The organism is Citrobacter sp. Cb023 (assembly GCF_030336805.1).
In the GTDB taxonomy this organism is placed as follows: Bacteria; Pseudomonadota; Gammaproteobacteria; order Enterobacterales; family Enterobacteriaceae; genus Citrobacter; species Citrobacter braakii.
The window spans coordinates 320558-340434 of record NZ_JAOWCV010000032.1 but is presented as its reverse complement, the minus strand read 5'-3'; the positions used below and the strand labels follow the sequence as shown (position 1 = coordinate 340434).

The window sequence follows — 19877 nt, the reverse complement described above, 5'->3', positions numbered from 1 at the left end:
GGATTGATGTATGAACAAGAATAAGTACTCAACCCCCTTACTGATGCTTGCAACCATCTTAGCCGGTATGCTTTCCCCAATGCAGTCTGCCGTTAATGGGCAATTGGGACACTGGTTGCAGGATGGTAATGCTTGCGCAGTAATCTCTTTCGCCAGCGGTCTGGTCGTCATGTTTTTTATTATTATTGCGCGTAAAGAAACACGCCATCAATTCGCGTCGATCCCTACGCTGATTAAAAAGCGGAAAATCCCCTTGTGGAATTGGTTTGCCGGGTTATGCGGGGCGATGGTCGTATTTTCTGAAGGCGCATCAGCCAGCGCGTTAGGCGTTGCCACTTTTCAAACTGCTTTAATTTCCGCCCTGCTCCTTTCCGGCCTGTTGTGCGACCGTTTTGGCGTCGGTGTGGATGAGAAGAAATATTTCACGCCATGGCGCGTTACTGGCGCATTGTTCGCTGTTATTGCCACGATTTTTGTCGTGTCGCCACAGTGGCACTCAACCTCGTTTATCCTGCTGGCTATCCTTCCATTTTTGGCAGGATTACTCGCTGGCTGGCAGCCTGCGGGGAATGCCAAAGTCGCCGAGGCAACGGGATCCATGCTGGTTTCCATTACCTGGAACTTCATCGTCGGCTTTTTTGTCCTGGGTGCAGCGCTGGCGATACGTGTCGCATTAGGGCATGTCACCGTCCAGTTACCCGATACGTGGTGGATGTATCTCGGTGGCCCGCTGGGTCTGCTGTCCATCGGGCTGATGGCGATTCTGGTCAGGGGCTTAGGACTATTAATGCTGGGTGTCGCCTCTACCGCGGGTCAGTTACTGGGATCGGTGTTGATTGATGAGTTAATCCCATCATTAGGCAATACGGTCTATCTGGTCACCATCATCGGTACATTATTCGCGTTAGTAGGTGCAATTGTTACCACCATCCCCGAATACAGAGCATCCAAAATGGCGAAAAAAATGGAGGTGTCAGGATGAAAGGCTTCCTGCAAACCGTAACGGGCCCAGTGGCACACTCAGAAATGGGTCTGACGCTACCGCATGAGCACCTGTTTAACGATTTGTCATCCGTTGTTGACGAGCCACAGTATGCTTTTTCACAGCAGTTGGTGGGAAAGAAAGTCAGTGCTGACCTGCAGTGGGGACTGAAACACGACCCGTACTGCTGCGCCGATAACATGGACAGAAAAGAGATTGATGATGTCATCTTTGAAATCAATAACTTCATGTCACTGGGAGGCAGGACGATTGTCGACGCGACGGGTTCTGAATCTATTGGTCGGGACGCCACTTCATTGCGGGAAGTGGCATTAAAAACTGGTTTGAATATCGTTGCTTCATCAGGACCTTATCTGGAAAAGTTTGAAAGCGCCAGGATCCACAAACCTGTCGAGTTATTAGCCTCACTTATTGATAAGGAACTGAATCAGGGGATTGGCGAGACGGATATTCGCGCCGGTATGATCGGTGAAATTGGCGTATCACCCGCTTTTACCCAAGCTGAGCGCAACAGCCTGCGCGCGGCGTCTCTGGCACAACGTAATAATCCCCATACGGCAATGAATATCCATATGCCAGGGTGGCTGCGGCTGGGTGATGAGGTACTGGATATTGTCCTTGAAGAGATGAACGTCTCTCCGGCAAAAGTTTCGCTGGCGCACTCAGACCCTTCAGGAAAGGATGTTGCCTATCAACGTAAAATGCTTGACCGCGGCGTATGGCTTGAATTTGACATGATTGGTCTGGACATTACTTTCCCCAAAGAAGGTATCGCCCCAGGTGTTCAGGACACCGCAGATGCGGTAGCACATCTGATTGAACTGGGTTACGCCGACCAGATCGTATTAAGCCATGATGTTTTTCTCAAACAGATGTGGGCAAAAAATGGGGGGAATGGTTGGGGATTTGTCCCAAATGTTTTCCTCGCCTATCTGGCTGCCCGTGGCGTAGATAACGATACTCTTCGCAAGCTCTGTATTGATAATCCGGCGCGGTTACTCACGGCGTAACTAACATATAGCCCGGCGCCTGATGCCGGGCTATTAATCAACAATCAGTAACCCGCCGTTAAATCATCCACGGAACGCGGGTCGGATGCGCCATACAGTGCGCCATCCGGTCCAACCATAATGCTCTGCGTGCTGCCCATCGCTTCTTTCAGCGCCACTTTCTGTCCTTTTTGCTCCAGCAGTTTGATTGTATCCGGGCTGAAGCCCTTCTCAATACGAAGCTCATCCGGCAACCACTGATGATGGAAGCGTGGTGCGTTGGTCGCTTCGGCGACGTTCATCCCGAAATCAATGCTGTTGACCACCATTTGCAGCACTGTAGTGATAATTCGGCTCCCGCCTGGGCTGCCGGTAACCAGCCAGGTTTTCCCATCTTTTACCACGATAGTCGGCGACATAGATGACAGCGGACGCTTCTTCGGTCCGACCGCGTTGGCATCGCCGCCTACCAGACCGTATACGTTCGGTACGCCCGGCTTGGCAGAGAAGTCGTCCATTTCATTATTGAGCAGAATGCCAGTGTTACCCGCCACAATACCGGTCCCGAAAGTGGTATTCAGGGTATAGGTCACCGCCACGGCATTGCCGTCTTTATCCACCACCGAGAAGTGAGTGGTCTGATTGCTTTCATACGGGGCGAGCTTGCCAGGTTTAATCTGGCTGGAAGGCTTAGCCTTGTTGATATCAATCTGATCGGCAAGCGTTTTAGCATAGGCTTTGTTGGTCAGAGCCTGCCATGGCACTTTCACAAAATCGGGATCGCCCAGATACTCCGAGCGGTCAGCGTAGGCATATTTCTCCGCTTCAGCCATGACCTGCATGGCGTCGGCGCTGCCAAACCCGTACTTCTTCATATCAAAGTTTTCAAGAATATTGAGGATCTGCACGATGTGAATACCGCCAGAGGACGGCGGCGGCATGGAGAAGACCTGATACCCGCGATAGTCACCGCTAATCGGCGTACGCTCCACGGCTTTATAGCTGGCTAAGTCCTCTTTGGTCATCAGCCCACCGTTCTTCTGCATTTCCCCGGCGATCTGATCGGCAATAGCCCCTTTATAAAACGCATCCGGGCCGCTTTCGGCAATCATTTCCAGGCTTTTCGCCAGGTTCTTTTGCACCAGCTTATCGCCTTTTTTCAGTGGCTCGCCGTCTTTCCAGAAAATGGCTTTGCTGTTCTCGTGATTAGGGAGCACTTCACTGCCATAGGTTTTCAGATCGTCGGCCAGTGCGTCATTAACCACAAAACCCTCTTCCGCCAGCTTCATCGCCGGACGTACCACTTTGTTCAGCGGCATCGTGCCGTATTTCTCCAGCGCCAGCGAGAAACCCGCGACGGTACCCGGCGTACCGGATGCCAGATGCGACGTCAGTGACTTTTTCGCATCGGCGTTGCCCTGCTCATCAAGGAACATGTCGCGGGTCGCGCCAGCAGGGGCCATTTCGCGAAAATCAATCGCCGTGGTGTTACCGTCTTTGGTACGCAGCAGCATAAAACCGCCACCACCCAGATTGCCCGCCTGGGGATGCGTCACCGCCAGCGCGTAGCCAACGGCCACGGCGGCATCGACAGCATTCCCACCCTGTTTAAGAATATCCACCCCCACCTGAGTGGCAAGCGCATCCACGGAGGCCACCATCCCCTGCTGCGCACGCACGGGATGGAACACATCCTCCTCAACACCGTATGATACCGGCGGCGGCGCAGCCGGAGCGGCCGCAACGCTAAAACAACTTCCTGAGAGCAGAGCAGCAATGGCTACCCGGCGTAAAAACGTCGGTTTTATCATCGTTATTCTCCAGATGTATGGGGGTCAGCCCCCACTAAGCCTGGTGCATAACTCTGAAATAATCATCGTAACGGCGAGAAAGGAGTAAACTTAAGAGATCCCCGAGAGGAGAAAAGCGATGAAACGACTCTTACTTTTAGCCATGCTGTTGCCGTTTGCAGGCTTTGCGCAGCCCATCAACACCATGAATAACCCGAATCAACCCGGTTATCAGATCCCGAGCCAGCAGCGTATGCAAACCCAAATGCAATCGCAGCAGATTCAGCAGAAAGGGATGCTCAATCAGCAGTTGCAAACGCAGACGCGTATGCAACAACAGCATATGGAAAACCAAATCAATACCAACTCCCAGCGCGTACTTCAGTCTCAGCCTGGCGAGTTTAATTCCAGCCAGCAGCAAATGCTGCCCAACAGCAACGGTGGGATGTTAAGTGGAACCCGTAACCCGGACAGCTCGCTGAATAAGCAACATATGCTGTCGGAGAAAAAGAACGGCGACATGCTGAAGCCCTCCAGCACGCCGCAGCCTAACGTTCCGTTAAAAACAATTGGGCCTTAACAGGGCTGGAAATCCGGACCAATCGTATCAATGGCATCGGTACAGATGCAGTCCACTCCCCAGCGCAGCAGTTCCGCCGCGCGCTGGGGTCGGTTGACGGTATACACCAGAATACGCAGCCCTGCGTCGCGCAGCGCATCCACGCGCGCTTCATCCAGCAGCTTGTGATTAAGATGAATAGAGACGCAGCCCAGCCGCGTTGTCAGCTCACGCCAGTCCTCGCGCCACTCATCAAGCAGTAAGCCTCTCGGCAGTTCAGGCGCCGCCTGCTGCGCCGCTGCAAGCGCGTCAATTTCAAAGGATGACAACAGCGGTGGTGTCATTCCCGCCCACAGTTCCCGAGCGGCCAGCGCTACGGCTTTGCCGGTTAACGTTCCGGTGCCGGTGGTGGGTTTAATTTCAATATTCGCCATCATACCGTGCTGACGGCAGCGCTCGGCCACTTGCGAGAGCAGCGGTAGCGGTTCGCCTTTAAACTCACCGCTAAACCAGCCACCGGCGTCCACGCGCAATAAATCCTGCCAGTTCAGCTCGCCTGCCACACCCCAACCATTGCTGGTGCGTTCCAGGTTGTCGTCATGCAGCAAGAAGATCTCACCGTCTTTCGACAATTTAGCGTCAAACTCAATCATGGTATGCCCGTATCGCGCCCCCATGTCGATCGCCGCCAGGGTGTTTTCCGGTGCCAGCTTACCGCCGCCGCGATGGGCGACGATATGGGGGTAAGGCCAGTTACTCATACGCGTTGTCCTGTTTCGCCATCAAAAAGATGCAGATGATTTTCCGGCAGATGCAGCCACAGCGTGCTGCCTGCCGTCGGGCGATGCTGATGCGCCAGTCGCACCACCAGCTTTTGCTCACCCCAACGTCCGTGTGCCAGGTTATCCGCTCCCAGCATTTCCAGCGTGTCGACGACCAACGGCACGCCGCCTTCGGCCTGCGAGCTTAGCGCAATATGCTCCGGGCGGATACCCAACGTCATGTTGCGCCCACCAGACTCCTTCGCGCTTCTGCCGAGGGGCAACGTCATGCCGTCATCCAGCTCAAAATGGGTGCCCGAGGCGCTGATGCGCCCGTCCAGCAGATTCATCGCCGGGCTGCCGATAAAACTCGCCACAAAGCGGCTGGCAGGCTTTTCATATACCTCAACCGGCGTGCCGATCTGCTCGGCAATGCCTTTGTTCATCACCATCACCCGCTGGGCGAGGGTCATCGCTTCAACCTGATCGTGCGTCACATACAGTGAGGTGGTTTTCAGTCGGCGATGCAGATGTTGTAACTCCAGACGCATCTGTACGCGCAGCTTGGCATCGAGGTTAGACAGCGGCTCATCGAACAGGAATACCGCTGGATCACGGACAATCGCCCGCCCCATCGCCACACGCTGGCGCTGACCGCCGGAAAGCTCGCGCGGACGACGCTTGAGCAGTTCACCCAGCTCGAGAATACGCGCCGCCTCTTTCACCCGTTCGGCAATATGCTCCTTGCCCATCCCACGGATTTTCAGCCCCCAGGCCATATTTTCTTCCACGCTCATATGTGGGTAGAGCGCGTAGTTCTGAAAGACCATCGCAATGCCGCGATCCTTAGGCTCCATTTCGGTGACGCGTTTATTATCAATCCAGATATCGCCGCCGCTCACCCGTTCAAGCCCGGCCACCATCCGTAGCAGCGTTGACTTACCGCAGCCGGATGGGCCAACCATCACGATAAATTCTCCGTCCGCGACATCCAGCGTCAGCGGTTTAATCACCTGGGTTTTGCCGTCCCAGCTTTTGGTTACTGCCTGTAGTTTTAAACCAGCCATTTTTATTTCTCACTATCGACCAGGCCACGTACGAAGGCACGCTGCATGGCTAACACGATGATTACCGGAGGAACGAGCGTCAGCAGCATGGCTGCCATTACCTGATTCCACTGCGTGGTGCCTTCACCAGTAGCAATCATGCCTTTGATACCTGCCACCGCAGTGCCCAAATTGACATCGGTAATAATTAACAACGGCCACAGATACTGGTTCCAGCCGTAGATAAAGGTGATCACAAACAGCGCCGCCAGATTGGTTTTTGACAGCGGTAGTACAATATCGCGGAAAAAACGCATCGGTGACGCACCGTCAATACGCGCCGCCTCAACCAGTTCATCCGGCAGGGTCATAAAAAACTGCCGGAACAGGAACGTCGCAGTCGCCGATGCCATTAACGGCAGCGTCAGACCCGCATAGCTGTCGAGCATTTTCAGGTTGGCGATCACTTCCACCGTCGGGAAAATACGCACCTCGACCGGCAGCATCAGCGTGATAAAAATCATCCAGAAGAACAGGTTACGCAGTGGAAAGCGGAACCAGACGATGGCGAATGCGGAGAGCATAGAGACGGTGATTTTCCCTACCGTAATACTGAACGCCATGATGAAACTGTTGAGCATCATCAGCCAGAACGGCGCGCTGTTAACGCCCACGCCGTTGACCCAGATGTATTTCATGTTTTCCAGCAGTTGTGTGCCGGGAACCAGCGTCATCGGCGTTTCAAAGACTGCTTTGTTATCCAGCGTCGCCGCGACAAACGCGACGTACAGCGGAAACAGGATCACCATGATCCCCATAATCAACATGGCATGGCTGAATATTGTCAGCCCACGACGATTCTCAATCATTGGTAACGCACCTTACTTTCCACATAGCGGAACTGCACCACCGTCAAAATAATGACCAGGAACATCAGCACTACCGATTGGGCGGCCGAGGCGGAGAGATCCAGCCCGACAAAGCCTTCGCGATAGATCTTATAAATCAACGTAGTGGTCGCCTGTACCGGCCCACCCGCCGTGGCGGCATCGATCACCGGGAAGGTATCAAAGAAGGCATAAACCAGATTCACCACCAGCAGAAAGAAGCTGACCGGTGCAATCAGCGGCAGCGCCAGCTTAAAGAAGCGGCGAACCGGTCCCGCACCATCAATCGCGGCGGCTTCAATCAGCGACCGCGGAATAGACTGTAGTGCGGCAAAGAAGAACAGGAAGTTGTAACTAATCTGCTTCCAGACCGACGCAAACACCACCAGAAACATCGCCTGACCGCTGTTTTGCGCATGGTTCCAGTCATAGCCAAACTCACCGAGAAAATGGGTAATCAACCCGCGCCCTGGGTTAAACAGGAAGATCCACAATACGGCGGCGACGGCGGGCGCGACGGCGTAAGGCAACAGCATCAGCGTCTGGTAAAAACGGCTGCCGCGCACCACGTAATTCACCAGCGCCGCAAAAAATAACGACACCAGCAAACCGCTTAACGTGACTAACGTACTGAACTTAATGGTGGTCCAGAATGAATCAAGGTAGTACGGGTCATGAAACAGCGCGATAAAGTTTTCCAGTCCGACAAACTGGCTAGAAAGACCAAACGGATCAACGGATTGTAGTGAGTACCACAGCGCTTCACCGGCGGGCCAGATAAAGAAAATAACGGTGATAACCAACTGCGGGGCCACCAGCAAATAGGGAAGCCAGCGCGAGCGGAACACCGGACGGGATGAAGACATGTAGGTTCTTTTCCTGGAAGGTGCCAGATTGCGGTGCAAACACCGTATCCGGCCTACAAACTACACGCATTTGTAGGCCGGATAAGTCGCAGCCGCCACCCGGCATTTCACATTACGATTTAGTCGATTGCTCAAAGCGGCGCAGTAACTGATTGCCACGCTCAACGGCAGCATCCAGCGCCTGCTGCGGGGTTTTCTTCCCGGTCCAGACGCTTTCCAGTTCTTCATCTACGATGGTGCGGATCTGCGGCATGTTGCCCAGACGCAACCCTTTGGTGAACGGCAACGGTGGCTTGTTCAGCATCTGGCGGGTGGCGATATCAGCCCCAGGGTTCTTATCATAGAAGCCCTGCTCGCGGGTCAAGTCGTACGCGGCGGTGGTAATGGGCAGGTAGCCGGTCTTCTGATGCCATTCAGCAGCAATTTCAGGTTTCGCCAGGAAGTTGAGGAACTGCGCCACGCCTTCGTAGGTTGCTTTGTCTTTACCCTGCATCACCCACAGGCTGGCTCCCCCGATAATCGCGTTCTGCGGCGCGCCCTTCACATCGGCATCGTACGGCATCATGCCGACGCCATAGTTGAATTTGGCGTAGTGGCGGATGTCAGCCAGAGAACCGGAAGAGGCAGTGGTAATGGCACAATCCCCGTTATAGAACTTCTCGGTAGACTCGTCTTTACGCCCGAAGTAGCTGAAATCCCCTTTTTTGTTCAACTCTTCCAGCAGGGCGATATGTTTCACCTGTTCCGGTTTATTGAATTCCAGCACCGCGTCAGTACCGTCAAAGCCGTTGTTTTTGGTAGCCACCGGCAGACCATTCCAGGCGCTGAAGTTTTCAATCTGAATCCATCCCTGCCAGCCGCTGGCGTAGCCGCACTTCATGCCTGCTGCTTTCAGCTTCGCGGTGTATTCCGCCAGATCCTGCCAGGTTTTTGGCGGCTGCTCAGGGTCTAAACCGGCTTTTTTGAAGGCATCTTTGTTGTAGTACAGCACCGGCGTGGAGCTGTTAAACGGCTGGGAGAGTAAGTGTCCGCTTTTAGAGTCGGTGTAATAACCGGAAACCGTCGGCACGAACTGAGACTCATCGAAGTTAATACCAGCCTCTTTGAATACTTCATAGACCGGTTTAATGGCTTTCGAGGCCATCATCGTTGCCGTGCCCACTTCATAAACCTGCAGTAACGCAGGTGCGTTTCCGGTACGGAAAGCCGCAATACCTGCGCTCAGGCTCTGCTCGTAGTTGCCTTTGTACTGTGGAACAATTTTGTAGTCGGGATTGGCGGCATTAAAACGTTGCGCCAGTGAATCAACTTCTTTACCCAGTTCACCTTCCATTGAGTGCCAGAACGGGATAGTGGTGACGGCCAGAGCCTGACCTGCAAACGCCAGGCTAAGTGCCAGTCCTAAAGCTGTATGTCGTAACGATATCATCGGTTATCTCTCTTGTTGTGCCGGATGCGCGATATCACGCGTTTTATGCTCGCGGGGGTAACATGACATGCTCGAATGACAGAAAAATAACTTTTTTATTACAAAAAAAAGATAGTAAGGCGACAAACAGATGGCAAGGCGGTGAAAGCGTAGTGACAGGAAAATGCGGGGTGGTGCACAACAAAGCAGGGTAACTCTATGTCTTACCCGGCCAGGATGACGTTATCTGTTGCAGCCAGCAAGGAACATTAATCTTTACGCCAGCGTCGTTCATATTCATTCTGTAAACGCTGCTGTTCCCGCCGCTCACGTTCGCGCTGAATATCCGATTTCTCATCTTCCCAGCCCGGGCAGACAGAGGTGGTGAACACTTCACAGGGCGAGCTGGACTGGGCTAACGAGTTGTCCGGTTTCTCTTCCAAGATTGAAGGGTCGCGCGGGTCGAACGCTGGCGGTATTAAGGCCAGGGTATTTGATGAAAGCGTCAAAAACAAACCGCCAATCATCATGCAGATACCGGAACGTATCATCCTTTCTCCATGTTCACTTTTATTATTGATAACTATTCTCAATAATAACATAGAGCAATAAAAAGGGGCCATATCAGGCCCCCTTGTCCATTCAGAGAATGTTAACCGCCCAGATACGCGCTGCGCACTGCTTCGTTAGCCAGTAACGCATCACCGGTGTCTTCCAGCACCACATGACCATTTTCCAGCACGTAGCCGCGATCGGCGAGCTTCAGCGCCTGGTTAGCGTTCTGTTCGACGAGGAAGATTGTCATCCCCTGCTTGCGCAGTTGTTCGATGGTGTTGAAGATCTGCTGGATGATAATCGGCGCCAGACCCAGCGACGGCTCATCAAGCAGCAGCAGCCGCGGCTGACTCATCAGCGCACGGCCTATCGCCAGCATCTGCTGTTCACCGCCGGACATCGTGCCCGCACGCTGAATTCGACGTTCATGCAGGCGGGGAAACAGGTCATACACCCACTTGATGCGTTCCTGAAACTGGTCCTTTTCGGCAAAGAAGCCGCCCATCGCCAGGTTCTCTTCCACCGTCATGCGGGAAAACACGCGACGCCCTTCCGGAACAATCGCTACCGCTTCGCGCATGATTTTCGCCGTCTGCCAGTCGGTAATGTCTTTCCCATCAAAGACAATTCGCCCACTTGTCGCTCGCGGATCGCCGCACAGCGTACCAAGCAGCGTGGTTTTTCCCGCGCCGTTGGCGCCGATAAGCGTCACGATTTCACCCTGATTGATATACAAGCTGACGTCGTGCAGCGCCTGTATCTTGCCGTAGTGGGCGCTGACTTTGTCAAAGGACAACATGACTTTTTCCATATTATGCGTCACCACCATTATGCTTCACCTAAATAGGCGCGGATCACGTCCGGGTTGTTACGAATCTGTTCCGGCGTCCCGTTCGCCAGCGGCGTGCCCTGATTCACCACGTAAATACGGTCGGAAATACCCATCACCAGCTTCATGTCGTGCTCAATCAACAAAATGGTGGTGTTGTGATGGTTACGCAGTTCAGCAATCAGCTCGTCCAGCTCTTTGGTCTCTTTCGGGTTGAGGCCTGCGGCGGGTTCGTCGAGCATCAGGATTTCCGGCTGGGTCACCATGCAACGTGCAATCTCCAGACGGCGCTGGTCGCCGTAGGCCAGGTTACTGGCCTGACGGTTGGCGTGCTCCAGCAAACCAATACGCTCCAGCCAGGTGGCAGCGCGATCCAACGCTTCACTCTGCGCGCGACGGAACGACGGGGTTTTCAACAGGCCGGAGAAGACGCCGGTTTTCAGCTGCTGATGTTGCGCCACCAGCAGGTTTTCAATCACCGTCATTTCGCGAAACAGACGCACATGCTGGAAAGTACGCACCACACCCATCCGCGCGATTTGCTGACCCGGCAGTCCTTCCAGATGCTGGTCGCGCAGCTTAATCGTCCCACCCGTCGGCTTATAAAAACCGGTCAGGCAGTTAAAGACCGTGGTTTTTCCCGCACCGTTTGGCCCGATTAACGAGACGATCTCCTGTGGTCTCAGCTCCAGTTCAACGTTGTTTACCGCCAGCAGACCGCCGAAGCGCATCATCAGGCCGTTGACGGATAATAATGGCTGACTCATGCCTGCTCTCCTTTTGCTTCCCCGTTTTTCAGCTTCAACTGCGGACGGGTCATCGGCAACAAGCCCTGCGGACGCCAGATCATCATCAGTACCATTAAACCACCCAGCATTAACATGCTGTATTCATTGAAATCACGCATCAGCTCGCGTGACACCACCAGCAGGATGGCCGCGAGGATCACTGCAAACTGTGAGCCCATCCCGCCCAGTACCACAATCGCCAGCACAAAGGCCGACTCGGCAAAGGTGAAGGATTCCGGGCTGACAAAACCCTGACGCGCGGCAAACAACGTACCGGCAAAACCGGCGAACGCGGCGCTGATGGTAAAGGCGGTCAGCTTGATGCGCGTAGGGTTTAAGCCCAACGAGCGACAGGCTATTTCATCTTCGCGCAGCGCTTCCCACGCACGACCCAACGGCATACGCAGCAGACGGTTGATGACAAACAGCGAGAAGACCACCAGCAGCAGCGCCACCAGATAGAGGAAAATCACGCGGTCAGAGGGATCGTACTTCACGTTAAAGAAGTTGCTGAAGGTATCCCAGCCACCTTCACGGGCAGTACGGCTGAACTCCAGACCGAAAAAGGTCGGTTTGGGGATCTGGCTGATACCGTTCGGCCCACCGGTCACTTCGGTGTTGTTGAGCAGCAGGATACGGACGATTTCGCCGAAGCCTAAAGTCACAATCGCCAGATAGTCACCGCGCAGGCGCAGTACCGGGAAGCCGAGCATAAAGCCCGCAGCAGCGGAAACCAGCCCCGCCAGCGGCAGACAGGTCCAGAAGCCGAGTCCGTAATAGTGGTTCAGCAGCGCGAAGGTGTAAGCACCGATGGCATAGAAGCCGCCGTAGCCCAGCACCAGCAGACCGGAAAGCCCCACCACCACGTTTAAGCCGAGGCCGAGGATGATATAAATCATCGTCAACGTGGCAATATCAACCGTACCGCGCGACACCATAAACGGCCACGCCACCGCAATCACCAGCAGCGCGACCAGGAACAGCTTCTGTTTAACGGTGGAGCCATCAATCGCCGGCAGAATAAACTTCGGTCCAGAGACGCTCTTCAGGCCCTTCTGGAAAGCTGGACGCAACAGTTGGAAGAGAAAGACCACGCCAGTGCCGATAAACACCCACTGCCAGCGGATATCCGCGGCGCTATCCACCACCAGTTTGGTGCCGTCAAGCTCCAACTGGACGCCCATAAAGACGCCCGCCAGGATGAAGAACATAGCGGCAGAGAGCAGCGCCATTGCAAAATGCATCGGTTTCATACTTTCTCTACCTCCGGGCGACCCAGAATACCGGTCGGCATCACCAGCAGCACCAGAATCAGCAGCGCGAATGAAACCACGTCTTTATATTCGGTACTCAGATAAGCAGAGGAGAGCGCTTCCGCGACACCCAGAATCAGACCGCCGATCATCGCCCCAGGAATGCTGCCGATGCCGCCCAGTACCGCCGCGGTAAAGGCTTTCATCCCGGCCATAAAGCCGATATAGGGGTTAATTACGCCGTAGAACTGGCCGAGCAGTACGCCCGCTACCGCCGCCATTGCCGCGCCAATCACAAAGGTCAGCGCAATCACGCGATCGGTATTTATGCCGAGCAAGCTGGCCATTTTCAGGTCTTCCGCGCAGGCACGGCAGGCACGGCCCATACGGGAGTAACGGATAAACAGCGTCAGCGCCAGCATCGCCAGGAAGGTTACAATCCAGATAACCAACTGCATGGTGGTGATGGAAGCAGAGAAGTTTTCGCTACTGCCGACGGTCCACTGGCCGTTAAACAGGCTGGGCAGCGCCACATCGCGCGAACCTTCCGTCAGGCTGACATAGTTTTGCAGGAAGATGGACATCCCGATAGCGGAAATCAGCGCGATCAGGCGCTTAGAGCTGCGCACGGGCCGATACGCTACGCGTTCAATGCTCCAGCCGTAGGCGCTGGCAATCACAATCGCGCCGACAAAGCCCGCCGCGACCAGTAGCCAGCTGGAATCAATACCCATCATCATTAGCGCAGCGATGATCATAAAGGAGACATAGCTGCCGATCATATACACCTCGCCATGGGCGAAGTTGATCATGCCGATAATGCCGTACACCATCGTGTAACCGATAGCGATCAGCGCGTAGGTGCTTCCCAGCGTGACGCCGTTAAACATCTGCTGCAAGAAATAGAGGAACTGCTCGGACATAAGGTAACCTTTCTTAACCCGCCCGTTTTGCACGGGCGGTGGGATAACTCGTCTTCAGCTATTACTTCGCGACGGTCGATGATCCGTCCGCGTGCCACTGGAAGACACCAAACTCAAATCCCTTCAAATCGCCTTTTTCGTCCCATTTCAGCGGCCCAATCACGGTGTCAGCCCCGTGTGCTTTCAGATCTTTCACCAGATCCAACGGCTCTTTGCTACCGCTGCGATCCATTGCTGTCGCCAATGACTGGACGGCTGCATAAGTGATCCACACGTACGGTCCGGTTGGATCTTTCTTGTCAGCTTTGAGCGCATCGACGATAGCTTTATTCGCCGGATCCTGGTCATAGCGTTTTGGCATGGTCACCAGCATGCCTTCAGCGGCATCACCGGCAATATTAGACAGCGACGCATTGCCCACGCCCTCAGGTCCCATAAACTGGGTATTCAGCCCGACGGAGCGAGCCTGCCGCAGCATTTGTCCCATTTCCGGGTAGTAGCCGCCGTAATAAACAAAATCGATATTTTCTTTTTTCAGGCGGGCGATCAGCGCAGAAAAATCTTTTTCCCCGGCAGTGATCCCGTCAAAGAAGACGATATTGGCTTTGCCCGCTTTCAGGCTCTCCTGCACTGAACGCGCCAGGCCTTCACCGTATTGCTGTTTATCGTGAATGATGGCGATGCGTTGCGGCTTCACCTTCTCCAGAATGTATTTCGCGGCGGTCGGCCCCTGAGAGGAGTCCAGGCCCGCTGTACGCATAATGTGTGCGTAACCGCGCTGGGTAAGTTCCGGGTTGGTCGCGCCCGGGGAAATCATCAGGATGCCTTCGTCTTCATAAATATCTGATGCGGGCTGCGTGGAAGATGAGCACAGATGACCAATAACGTACTGAATGCCGTCATTGACGATTTTGTTCGCTACCGCAACGGCCTGTTTCGGATCGCAGGCGTCGTCATATTCGACGGCAACCAGTTTGTCGCCTTTGACCCCGCCTTTGGCATTGATATCTTTAATGGCCTGACGTGCGCCATTAAATTCCATATCACCCCACTGCGCGACCGGACCTGACATCGCCCCGACAACAGCGACCTTGATATCCTCCGCCATGACCGCGTGTGACATTGCCAGTGCTATCACCCCTGCGATGATTGTTTTCGCATTCCGTTTCATTTTCCTGAATCCCCATTCGTGATGATGTATATATTTTGTATTTATGTGGTTAAAAAGCAGACTGTGCTTTTTTTGAACTGTACTATTTTTACCAGTCTCGTTAATGGTTTAGCGCAGTTTTTTAAGCAAATTACGGCTAAAATCTCTATTTTTCAGTCGATTAAGAAAAGATAATATTCTGCTTTTCACTATAGATAAACAAAAAAAAGTGCATTTGTCAGCATAAAATAACGGCACAAAGAGCGGAATAAAATGCTGCATTCCAGGGTATTATCCTGCCTGTTTTTCAATCTCTACTGTTTCAATCTGTCATTGTCGTTGTTACAAAACTATTAACCTGGTTAATCGCATTAAAAAGAGAAAGCATCCGGGCGAATTATTTCGGTACACTGATTCCATCTTTTGTGATTTGGACATGCTGTTAATGAAGCTGACCATCGTTCGTTTAGATAACTTTAGCGACCAGGACCTGATTGATCTGGGCAAAATCTGGCCGGAATATTCCGCCTCATCATTAAGCGTAGATGAAACGCACCGGATCTACGCCGCACGCTTTAACGAGCGTCTGTTAGGTGCCGTGCGGGTAACCCTGAGCGGCACACAAGGCGCACTGGATTCATTGCGCGTGCGCGATATCACCCGCCGTCGCGGCGTCGGGCAGTATTTGATCGAAGAAGTGATCCGGGAAAACCCTGACGTGAGTTCGTGGTGGATGGCCGACGTCGGCGTTGAAGACCGCAGCGTGATGGCCGCATTTATGCAGGTGTTAGGATTTACGGCCCAGGAGAATGGCTGGGAAAAGCGCTAAAAAAAGCCGGGTGGCGTTAACGCTTACCCGGCACTCGATCACTTGGCGTCGGTCGCCGTCCCGTTAGCATGCCAGTCAAACACGCCGAATTCGAAGCCTTTCAGGTCGCCCTTCGCATCCCATGACAGCGGCCCCATCACGGTTTCCACCGAGTTTGCTTTCAGATACTTGGCAATTTCAGCCGGATCGTCAGACTGGTTCAGACCGGCCTGCAAAGATTGCAGCGCGGCGTAGGTGGTCCATACGAATGCGCCGCTCGGATCCTGTTTCTTGGCTTTGATAGCATCTACGATGGGTTTGTTCGCCGGAACCTGGTCGTAGTTCTTCGGTTTCGTTACCAGTAAACCTTCTGCAGATTCACCGGCGATGTTAGACAGCGACACGTTCGCTACACCTTCTGGCCCCATAAACTGGGTTTTCAGACCCGCGGCGCGTGCCTGGCGCAGGATTTGCCCCATTTCCGGGTGGTAACCGCCGTAGTAAACGAAATCGATATTCTCTTTCTTCAAACGCGCTACCAGCGTAGAAAAATCTTTTTCCCCGGCGGTGATCCCGTCAAAGAACACCACGTTGGCGTTACCCTTTTTCAGGCCATCCTGCACCGCGCGGGCCAGGCCTTCACCGTACTGCTGCTTATCATGAATAATCGCGATGCGCTGCGGCTTCACTTTTTCAACGATATATTTGGCGGCCGTTGGGCCCTGATCGGAATCCAGACCAGTGGTACGCATTACCAGGCTATAGCCGCGCGCGGTCAGCTCCGGCGCCGTTGCCGCTGGAGTGATCATCAGAATACCTTCGTCTTCATAGATGTCTGACGCAGGCTGAGTGGAAGAAGAGCAAAGGTGACCGATTACGTATTTAATCCCGTCGTTGACCACTTTGTTCGCAACCGCTACCGCTTGTTTCGGGTCACAGGCATCGTCATATTTCACCATGACCAGTTTGTCACCTTTCACGCCGCCCTTGGCGTTGATATCCGCAATTGCCTGCTCTGCGCCGGTAAATTCCTGATCGCCATATTGTGCTACCGGGCCAGACATCGCCCCGACGACGGCAACTTTAATATCCTTAGCAAACGCCATATTGCTCAAAGACAGGGCGATACATCCTGCCAATAACGCTTTACCCTTCATATTCATCCTGACAATCCCCATTATTGTGGTTATTACGTGTGTTGTGATGTTGTTGTTCAGCACTTTATTTCGATTATTGGATAGCCATCCGTGCTTTAGCAGCATACTCTGCTAAAACATACCCGATTTTTATTATTTTGGAATAGCTAAATTTGACATGCAGATAACAACCTGATGACAAATAGCATAAACGTCAGAGGAGAGGGAGAGATAAAAACAAAAAACCCCGGATTTTCATCCAGGGTTTATCAGCATTTCCAGGTCGGCGGAAGATTACGCTTCGATCGCCGCACGCAGTTTTTTCATGGCGTTCTTTTCAAGCTGACGAACACGTTCAGCAGAGACGCCGTAGCGATCGGCCAGTTCTTGCAACGTCGACTTGTTGTCTTCGTCCAGCCAACGGGCGCGAATGATGTCCTGGCTACGCTCGTCCAGACCCTCCATTGCGTGGGTCAGTTTGTTCGCGGCCTGATCTTCCCAGTTATCTTCTTCAATGCCGTCGGCAAAGTTAGATGATTTATCCTGCAGATACAGAACCGGCGCCATCGGCTGGCTGTCAGACTCGTCGTCTGAAGACATGTCAAACGTCATGTCCTGCGCCGCCATACGGGATTCCATTTCGCGCACGTCTTTGCTGGAAACACCCAGCTCACGAGCAACCATTTCAACTTCGTCCTGATTGAACCAGCCCAGACGCTGCTTGGTTTTACGCAGGTTAAAGAACAGCTTACGCTGCGCTTTGGTGGTCGCGACTTTTACGATACGCCAGTTACGCAGAACGTATTCGTGGATCTCAGCTTTGATCCAGTGCACGGCGAAAGAAACCAGGCGCACACCCACTTCCGGGTTGAAACGGCGCACGGCTTTCATCAGGCCGATATTACCTTCCTGAATCAGATCCGCCTGCGGCAGGCCATAGCCCGCATAATTACGAGCAACATGAACAACAAAGCGCAGGTGAGACAGGATCAGCGTTTTAGCTGCTTCCAGATCGCCCTGGTAATGCAGCTTTTCAGCAAGTAGCCGCTCCTCGTCAGCCGACAACATCGGCCACGCGTTCGCAGCCCGGATGTAAGATTCCAGGTTACCAACAGGGGCTAAAGCTAAATTTTGCATTTCTTTGGTCATTCAAATCCTCTCAATCTTTTCATCTGACGCGTTGGCTAAAACCATTAGCAACAACCATGCCAGAGCTTATGAGCAACGAGAATATCATTCAATCTTTTATCAGACAGTGATTTTATCCACAAGTTCCATGTCGTAATGTGTATAGATTACGCACAAAATGTGACATCACAATGAATACGCCGGGAAGAGATAACAGGGACTCTTTCCCTGCAGAGCGAACTACTCAGTGCAGGGAAAGATTATACCAGAGATTTTTTAATCGGGGGTAAAGTGGCGTAAATGTTGAACCGTGGCAAGCCAGGCTGCCACCCAGCCAATCATCGAGCACACCAGCAGTAATAACAGGCATTCGTCGAATGATAAGCCGTTGATATCAAACTTAGTTCCAAAAACCTGCGCCACCTCAGTAACCGCTGACGACAGGCGCATCACCAAAATTTCTGACAAAATTAGTGAAAGAAATGCGCCGGAAAAACCGAGCAGCGCACCGCCGTAGAGGAACGGACGCAGGATAAACCCATCCGTCGCGCCAATCAGTTTCTGCACGTTAATGGTATCGCGACGCGCAAAAATACTCAGCCGCACACTGTTACCGATGACGAGGAAGACCGCCGCTACCATCAGCACGCCAATCATCGCGGAGACGCGTCCGACAAGGCCCGTCAGCGCCGCCAGACGGGCAAACCAGCTGTCATCCATGCGCACTTCATCAATACCGTTGATTTGTGCGATACGGTCGCGCAGCGTGTTCAGCGACTCCGTGCCCTGGAAGTCCAGTTTCGGGATAACTACCGCCACGGCCGGTAGCGGGTTCTCTTCCAGCATATCCAGCGCGCCGCCAAAGCCGGACCAGTTACGGAATTCGCCCAGCGCGTCATCGCGGGAAAGATAATTCACTTTCTCCACGCCCTGCTCGGCCTGCAACTGACCAACCACCCGCGCCGCTGCATCATCATCCAGCGTTTTTTGCAGGTAAACGGTGATCTGCGGAGAAGGATAATACTGGCTTGCCGCATGGTCGACGTTCTTATAAACCATGTAGCATACGCTTGGCAGCGTCAGGGAGATGGCAATAACCATCACCGTCAGGAACGTCGCCAGCGGCTTGCTTTTCAGGTCCTGTAACGCGCCCTGGAACGCGTAGCGTACCTGCTCGTTAAAGACATTGGTTTTACGCGAGTTCGGCTTTGGCGCGGCTTTCGCCCGCTTTGGCGCGTTACGACCGCCATCTCCCGGCGCGCCGCCCGATTTACGGAAGCGATCCAGTCGGCCACCGAACTGTTTGATTTGATTAATAGCGTCACGTCTATTCATGGGCCAGGCCTCCATGCAGATGTCCATCGCTCAGAACCATTTGGCGATAGGAGCGACGGGAGATCAGGCCAATATCGTGCGTGGCCATTAATACCGTGACCCCGACGCGGTTAAACTCTTCAAACAGGCGAAGGATCCCTTCCGACAACGCGTCATCCAGGTTCCCTGTTGGTTCATCCGCCAGCAATACCGCCGGTTTATTCACCACCGCACGGGCGATGCCCACGCGCTGTTGTTCACCGCCGGAGAGCTGAATAGGGAAGTTTTTCGCTTTGTCCAACAGTCCGACCTTATCCAGCGCCGCTGACACGCGACGACGAATATCGTCCCCGCTGGCGCCCGCGATGATCAGCGGGATTGCCACGTTGTCAAACACGGTTCTGTCCATCAACAGGTGGTGATCCTGAAAAATCATGCCAATCTGACGACGCAGAAACGGCACTTCACGGTTTTTCAAACGGCTGATGTCATGCCCGCTGAAGTAGATTTTCCCGGCGCTGGGCCGTTCAATTCCACAAATCAGCTTCAGCAGGGTACTTTTCCCCGCGCCAGAGTGGCCGGTCAGAAATGCCATCTCGCCAGGCTGCATATGGAAGGTAACTCCCTGCAGCGCTTGTCTCCCACCGAGATAGGCCTTGCTGACATGTTCAAAGCGAATCATTG

The 19877-nt window shown here is 53.6% G+C and carries 20 protein-coding genes; 4 read left to right on the top strand and 16 right to left on the bottom strand.

What is annotated here, in order from left to right; translation table 11 throughout:
- Nucleotides 1-10: 10 nt before the first annotated feature.
- Together OGW44_RS08085 and OGW44_RS08080 are read left to right on the top strand one after the other, a co-directional pair.
- The gene (locus tag OGW44_RS08085; protein ID WP_185654939.1) at nucleotides 11-982 is read left to right on the top strand and encodes a DMT family transporter; all 972 of its coding nucleotides are present in this window, start codon (nucleotides 11-13) and stop codon (nucleotides 980-982) included.
- Nucleotides 979-2013, top strand: coding sequence for a phosphotriesterase family protein (locus OGW44_RS08080; RefSeq protein ID WP_049283111.1), 1035 nt, complete (start codon nucleotides 979-981; stop codon nucleotides 2011-2013). Before OGW44_RS08085 ends, OGW44_RS08080 begins: the two co-directional genes overlap by 4 nt.
- A 44-nt stretch (nucleotides 2014-2057) precedes the next feature.
- Here the strand turns inward: OGW44_RS08080 and ggt are convergent, their stop codons facing one another.
- Nucleotides 2058-3803, bottom strand: a complete 1746-nt coding sequence (ggt, locus tag OGW44_RS08075; RefSeq protein WP_046274514.1) for a gamma-glutamyltransferase — start codon at nucleotides 3801-3803, stop codon at nucleotides 2058-2060.
- A gap of 118 nt (nucleotides 3804-3921) precedes the next feature.
- On the opposite strand from ggt, the gene OGW44_RS08070 reads away from it, so the two are divergent.
- Nucleotides 3922-4362, top strand: a complete 441-nt coding sequence (locus OGW44_RS08070; RefSeq protein WP_049283113.1) for a DUF2756 family protein — start codon at nucleotides 3922-3924, stop codon at nucleotides 4360-4362.
- Here OGW44_RS08070 and ugpQ read toward each other — a convergent pair.
- The 11 genes from ugpQ to livK all read right to left on the bottom strand — a co-directional run bounded on the left by ugpQ (nucleotide 4359) and on the right by livK (nucleotide 14828).
- A complete protein-coding gene (ugpQ, locus tag OGW44_RS08065; RefSeq protein ID WP_019078127.1) occupies nucleotides 4359-5102 on the bottom strand; it encodes a glycerophosphodiester phosphodiesterase in 744 nt (247 codons plus the stop codon). The genes OGW44_RS08070 and ugpQ overlap by 4 nt on opposite strands.
- The gene (locus tag OGW44_RS08060; RefSeq protein ID WP_019078126.1) at nucleotides 5099-6169 is read right to left on the bottom strand and encodes a sn-glycerol-3-phosphate import ATP-binding protein UgpC; all 1071 of its coding nucleotides are present in this window, start codon (nucleotides 6167-6169) and stop codon (nucleotides 5099-5101) included. The genes ugpQ and OGW44_RS08060 overlap by 4 nt, the downstream gene beginning before the upstream one ends.
- Nucleotides 6170-6171: 2 nt before the next feature.
- The gene (gene ugpE / locus OGW44_RS08055; protein ID WP_185654938.1) at nucleotides 6172-7017 is read right to left on the bottom strand and encodes a sn-glycerol-3-phosphate ABC transporter permease UgpE; all 846 of its coding nucleotides are present in this window, start codon (nucleotides 7015-7017) and stop codon (nucleotides 6172-6174) included.
- The gene (gene ugpA / locus OGW44_RS08050; RefSeq protein WP_185654937.1) at nucleotides 7014-7901 is read right to left on the bottom strand and encodes a sn-glycerol-3-phosphate ABC transporter permease UgpA; all 888 of its coding nucleotides are present in this window, start codon (nucleotides 7899-7901) and stop codon (nucleotides 7014-7016) included. Before ugpA ends, ugpE begins: the two co-directional genes overlap by 4 nt.
- Nucleotides 7902-8013: 112 nt before the next feature.
- Entirely contained in the window at nucleotides 8014-9330 is a 1317-nt protein-coding gene (ugpB, locus tag OGW44_RS08045) for a sn-glycerol-3-phosphate ABC transporter substrate-binding protein UgpB (protein WP_016154831.1), read from the bottom strand.
- A gap of 248 nt (nucleotides 9331-9578) precedes the next feature.
- Complete coding sequence (locus tag OGW44_RS08040) at nucleotides 9579-9860, bottom strand: hypothetical protein (RefSeq protein WP_185654936.1); 282 nt, start codon at nucleotides 9858-9860, stop codon at nucleotides 9579-9581.
- 101 nt (nucleotides 9861-9961) lie between these two features.
- Nucleotides 9962-10675 carry a high-affinity branched-chain amino acid ABC transporter ATP-binding protein LivF gene (gene livF / locus OGW44_RS08035; RefSeq protein ID WP_185654955.1) on the bottom strand — a complete coding sequence of 238 codons (714 nt, stop codon included), beginning with the start codon at nucleotides 10673-10675 and terminating at the stop codon, nucleotides 9962-9964.
- A gap of 17 nt (nucleotides 10676-10692) precedes the next feature.
- The gene (livG, locus tag OGW44_RS08030; RefSeq protein ID WP_003023438.1) at nucleotides 10693-11460 is read right to left on the bottom strand and encodes a high-affinity branched-chain amino acid ABC transporter ATP-binding protein LivG; all 768 of its coding nucleotides are present in this window, start codon (nucleotides 11458-11460) and stop codon (nucleotides 10693-10695) included.
- Nucleotides 11457-12734: a branched chain amino acid ABC transporter permease LivM gene (livM, locus tag OGW44_RS08025; RefSeq protein WP_016157662.1), complete on the bottom strand. Its 1278-nt coding sequence runs from the start codon at nucleotides 12732-12734 to the stop codon at nucleotides 11457-11459. The genes livG and livM overlap by 4 nt, the downstream gene beginning before the upstream one ends.
- The gene (gene livH / locus OGW44_RS08020; RefSeq protein WP_003023435.1) at nucleotides 12731-13657 is read right to left on the bottom strand and encodes a high-affinity branched-chain amino acid ABC transporter permease LivH; all 927 of its coding nucleotides are present in this window, start codon (nucleotides 13655-13657) and stop codon (nucleotides 12731-12733) included. Before livH ends, livM begins: the two co-directional genes overlap by 4 nt.
- A 61-nt stretch (nucleotides 13658-13718) precedes the next feature.
- Entirely contained in the window at nucleotides 13719-14828 is a 1110-nt protein-coding gene (gene livK, locus OGW44_RS08015; RefSeq protein WP_047415930.1) for a high-affinity branched-chain amino acid ABC transporter substrate-binding protein LivK, read from the bottom strand.
- Between the two features lie 424 nt (nucleotides 14829-15252).
- Here livK and panM point away from each other — a divergent pair, with 424 nt between their 5' ends.
- Nucleotides 15253-15636, top strand: a complete 384-nt coding sequence (gene panM / locus OGW44_RS08010; protein WP_016154837.1) for an aspartate 1-decarboxylase autocleavage activator PanM — start codon at nucleotides 15253-15255, stop codon at nucleotides 15634-15636.
- Between the two features lie 38 nt (nucleotides 15637-15674).
- Here panM and livJ read toward each other — a convergent pair whose 3' ends face one another.
- The 4 genes from livJ to ftsE all read right to left on the bottom strand — a co-directional run bounded on the left by livJ (nucleotide 15675) and on the right by ftsE (nucleotide 19875).
- Nucleotides 15675-16778, bottom strand: coding sequence for a branched chain amino acid ABC transporter substrate-binding protein LivJ (livJ, locus tag OGW44_RS08005; RefSeq protein ID WP_029139730.1), 1104 nt, complete (start codon nucleotides 16776-16778; stop codon nucleotides 15675-15677).
- Between the two features lie 267 nt (nucleotides 16779-17045).
- Nucleotides 17046-17900, bottom strand: coding sequence for an RNA polymerase sigma factor RpoH (gene rpoH, locus OGW44_RS08000; RefSeq protein ID WP_005121585.1), 855 nt, complete (start codon nucleotides 17898-17900; stop codon nucleotides 17046-17048).
- Between the two features lie 255 nt (nucleotides 17901-18155).
- The gene (ftsX, locus tag OGW44_RS07995) at nucleotides 18156-19214 is read right to left on the bottom strand and encodes a permease-like cell division protein FtsX (RefSeq protein WP_016154839.1); all 1059 of its coding nucleotides are present in this window, start codon (nucleotides 19212-19214) and stop codon (nucleotides 18156-18158) included.
- Nucleotides 19207-19875 carry a cell division ATP-binding protein FtsE gene (ftsE, locus tag OGW44_RS07990; protein WP_003023420.1) on the bottom strand — a complete coding sequence of 223 codons (669 nt, stop codon included), beginning with the start codon at nucleotides 19873-19875 and terminating at the stop codon, nucleotides 19207-19209. The genes ftsX and ftsE overlap by 8 nt, the downstream gene beginning before the upstream one ends.
- Between the last annotated feature and the right edge of the window lie 2 nt (nucleotides 19876-19877).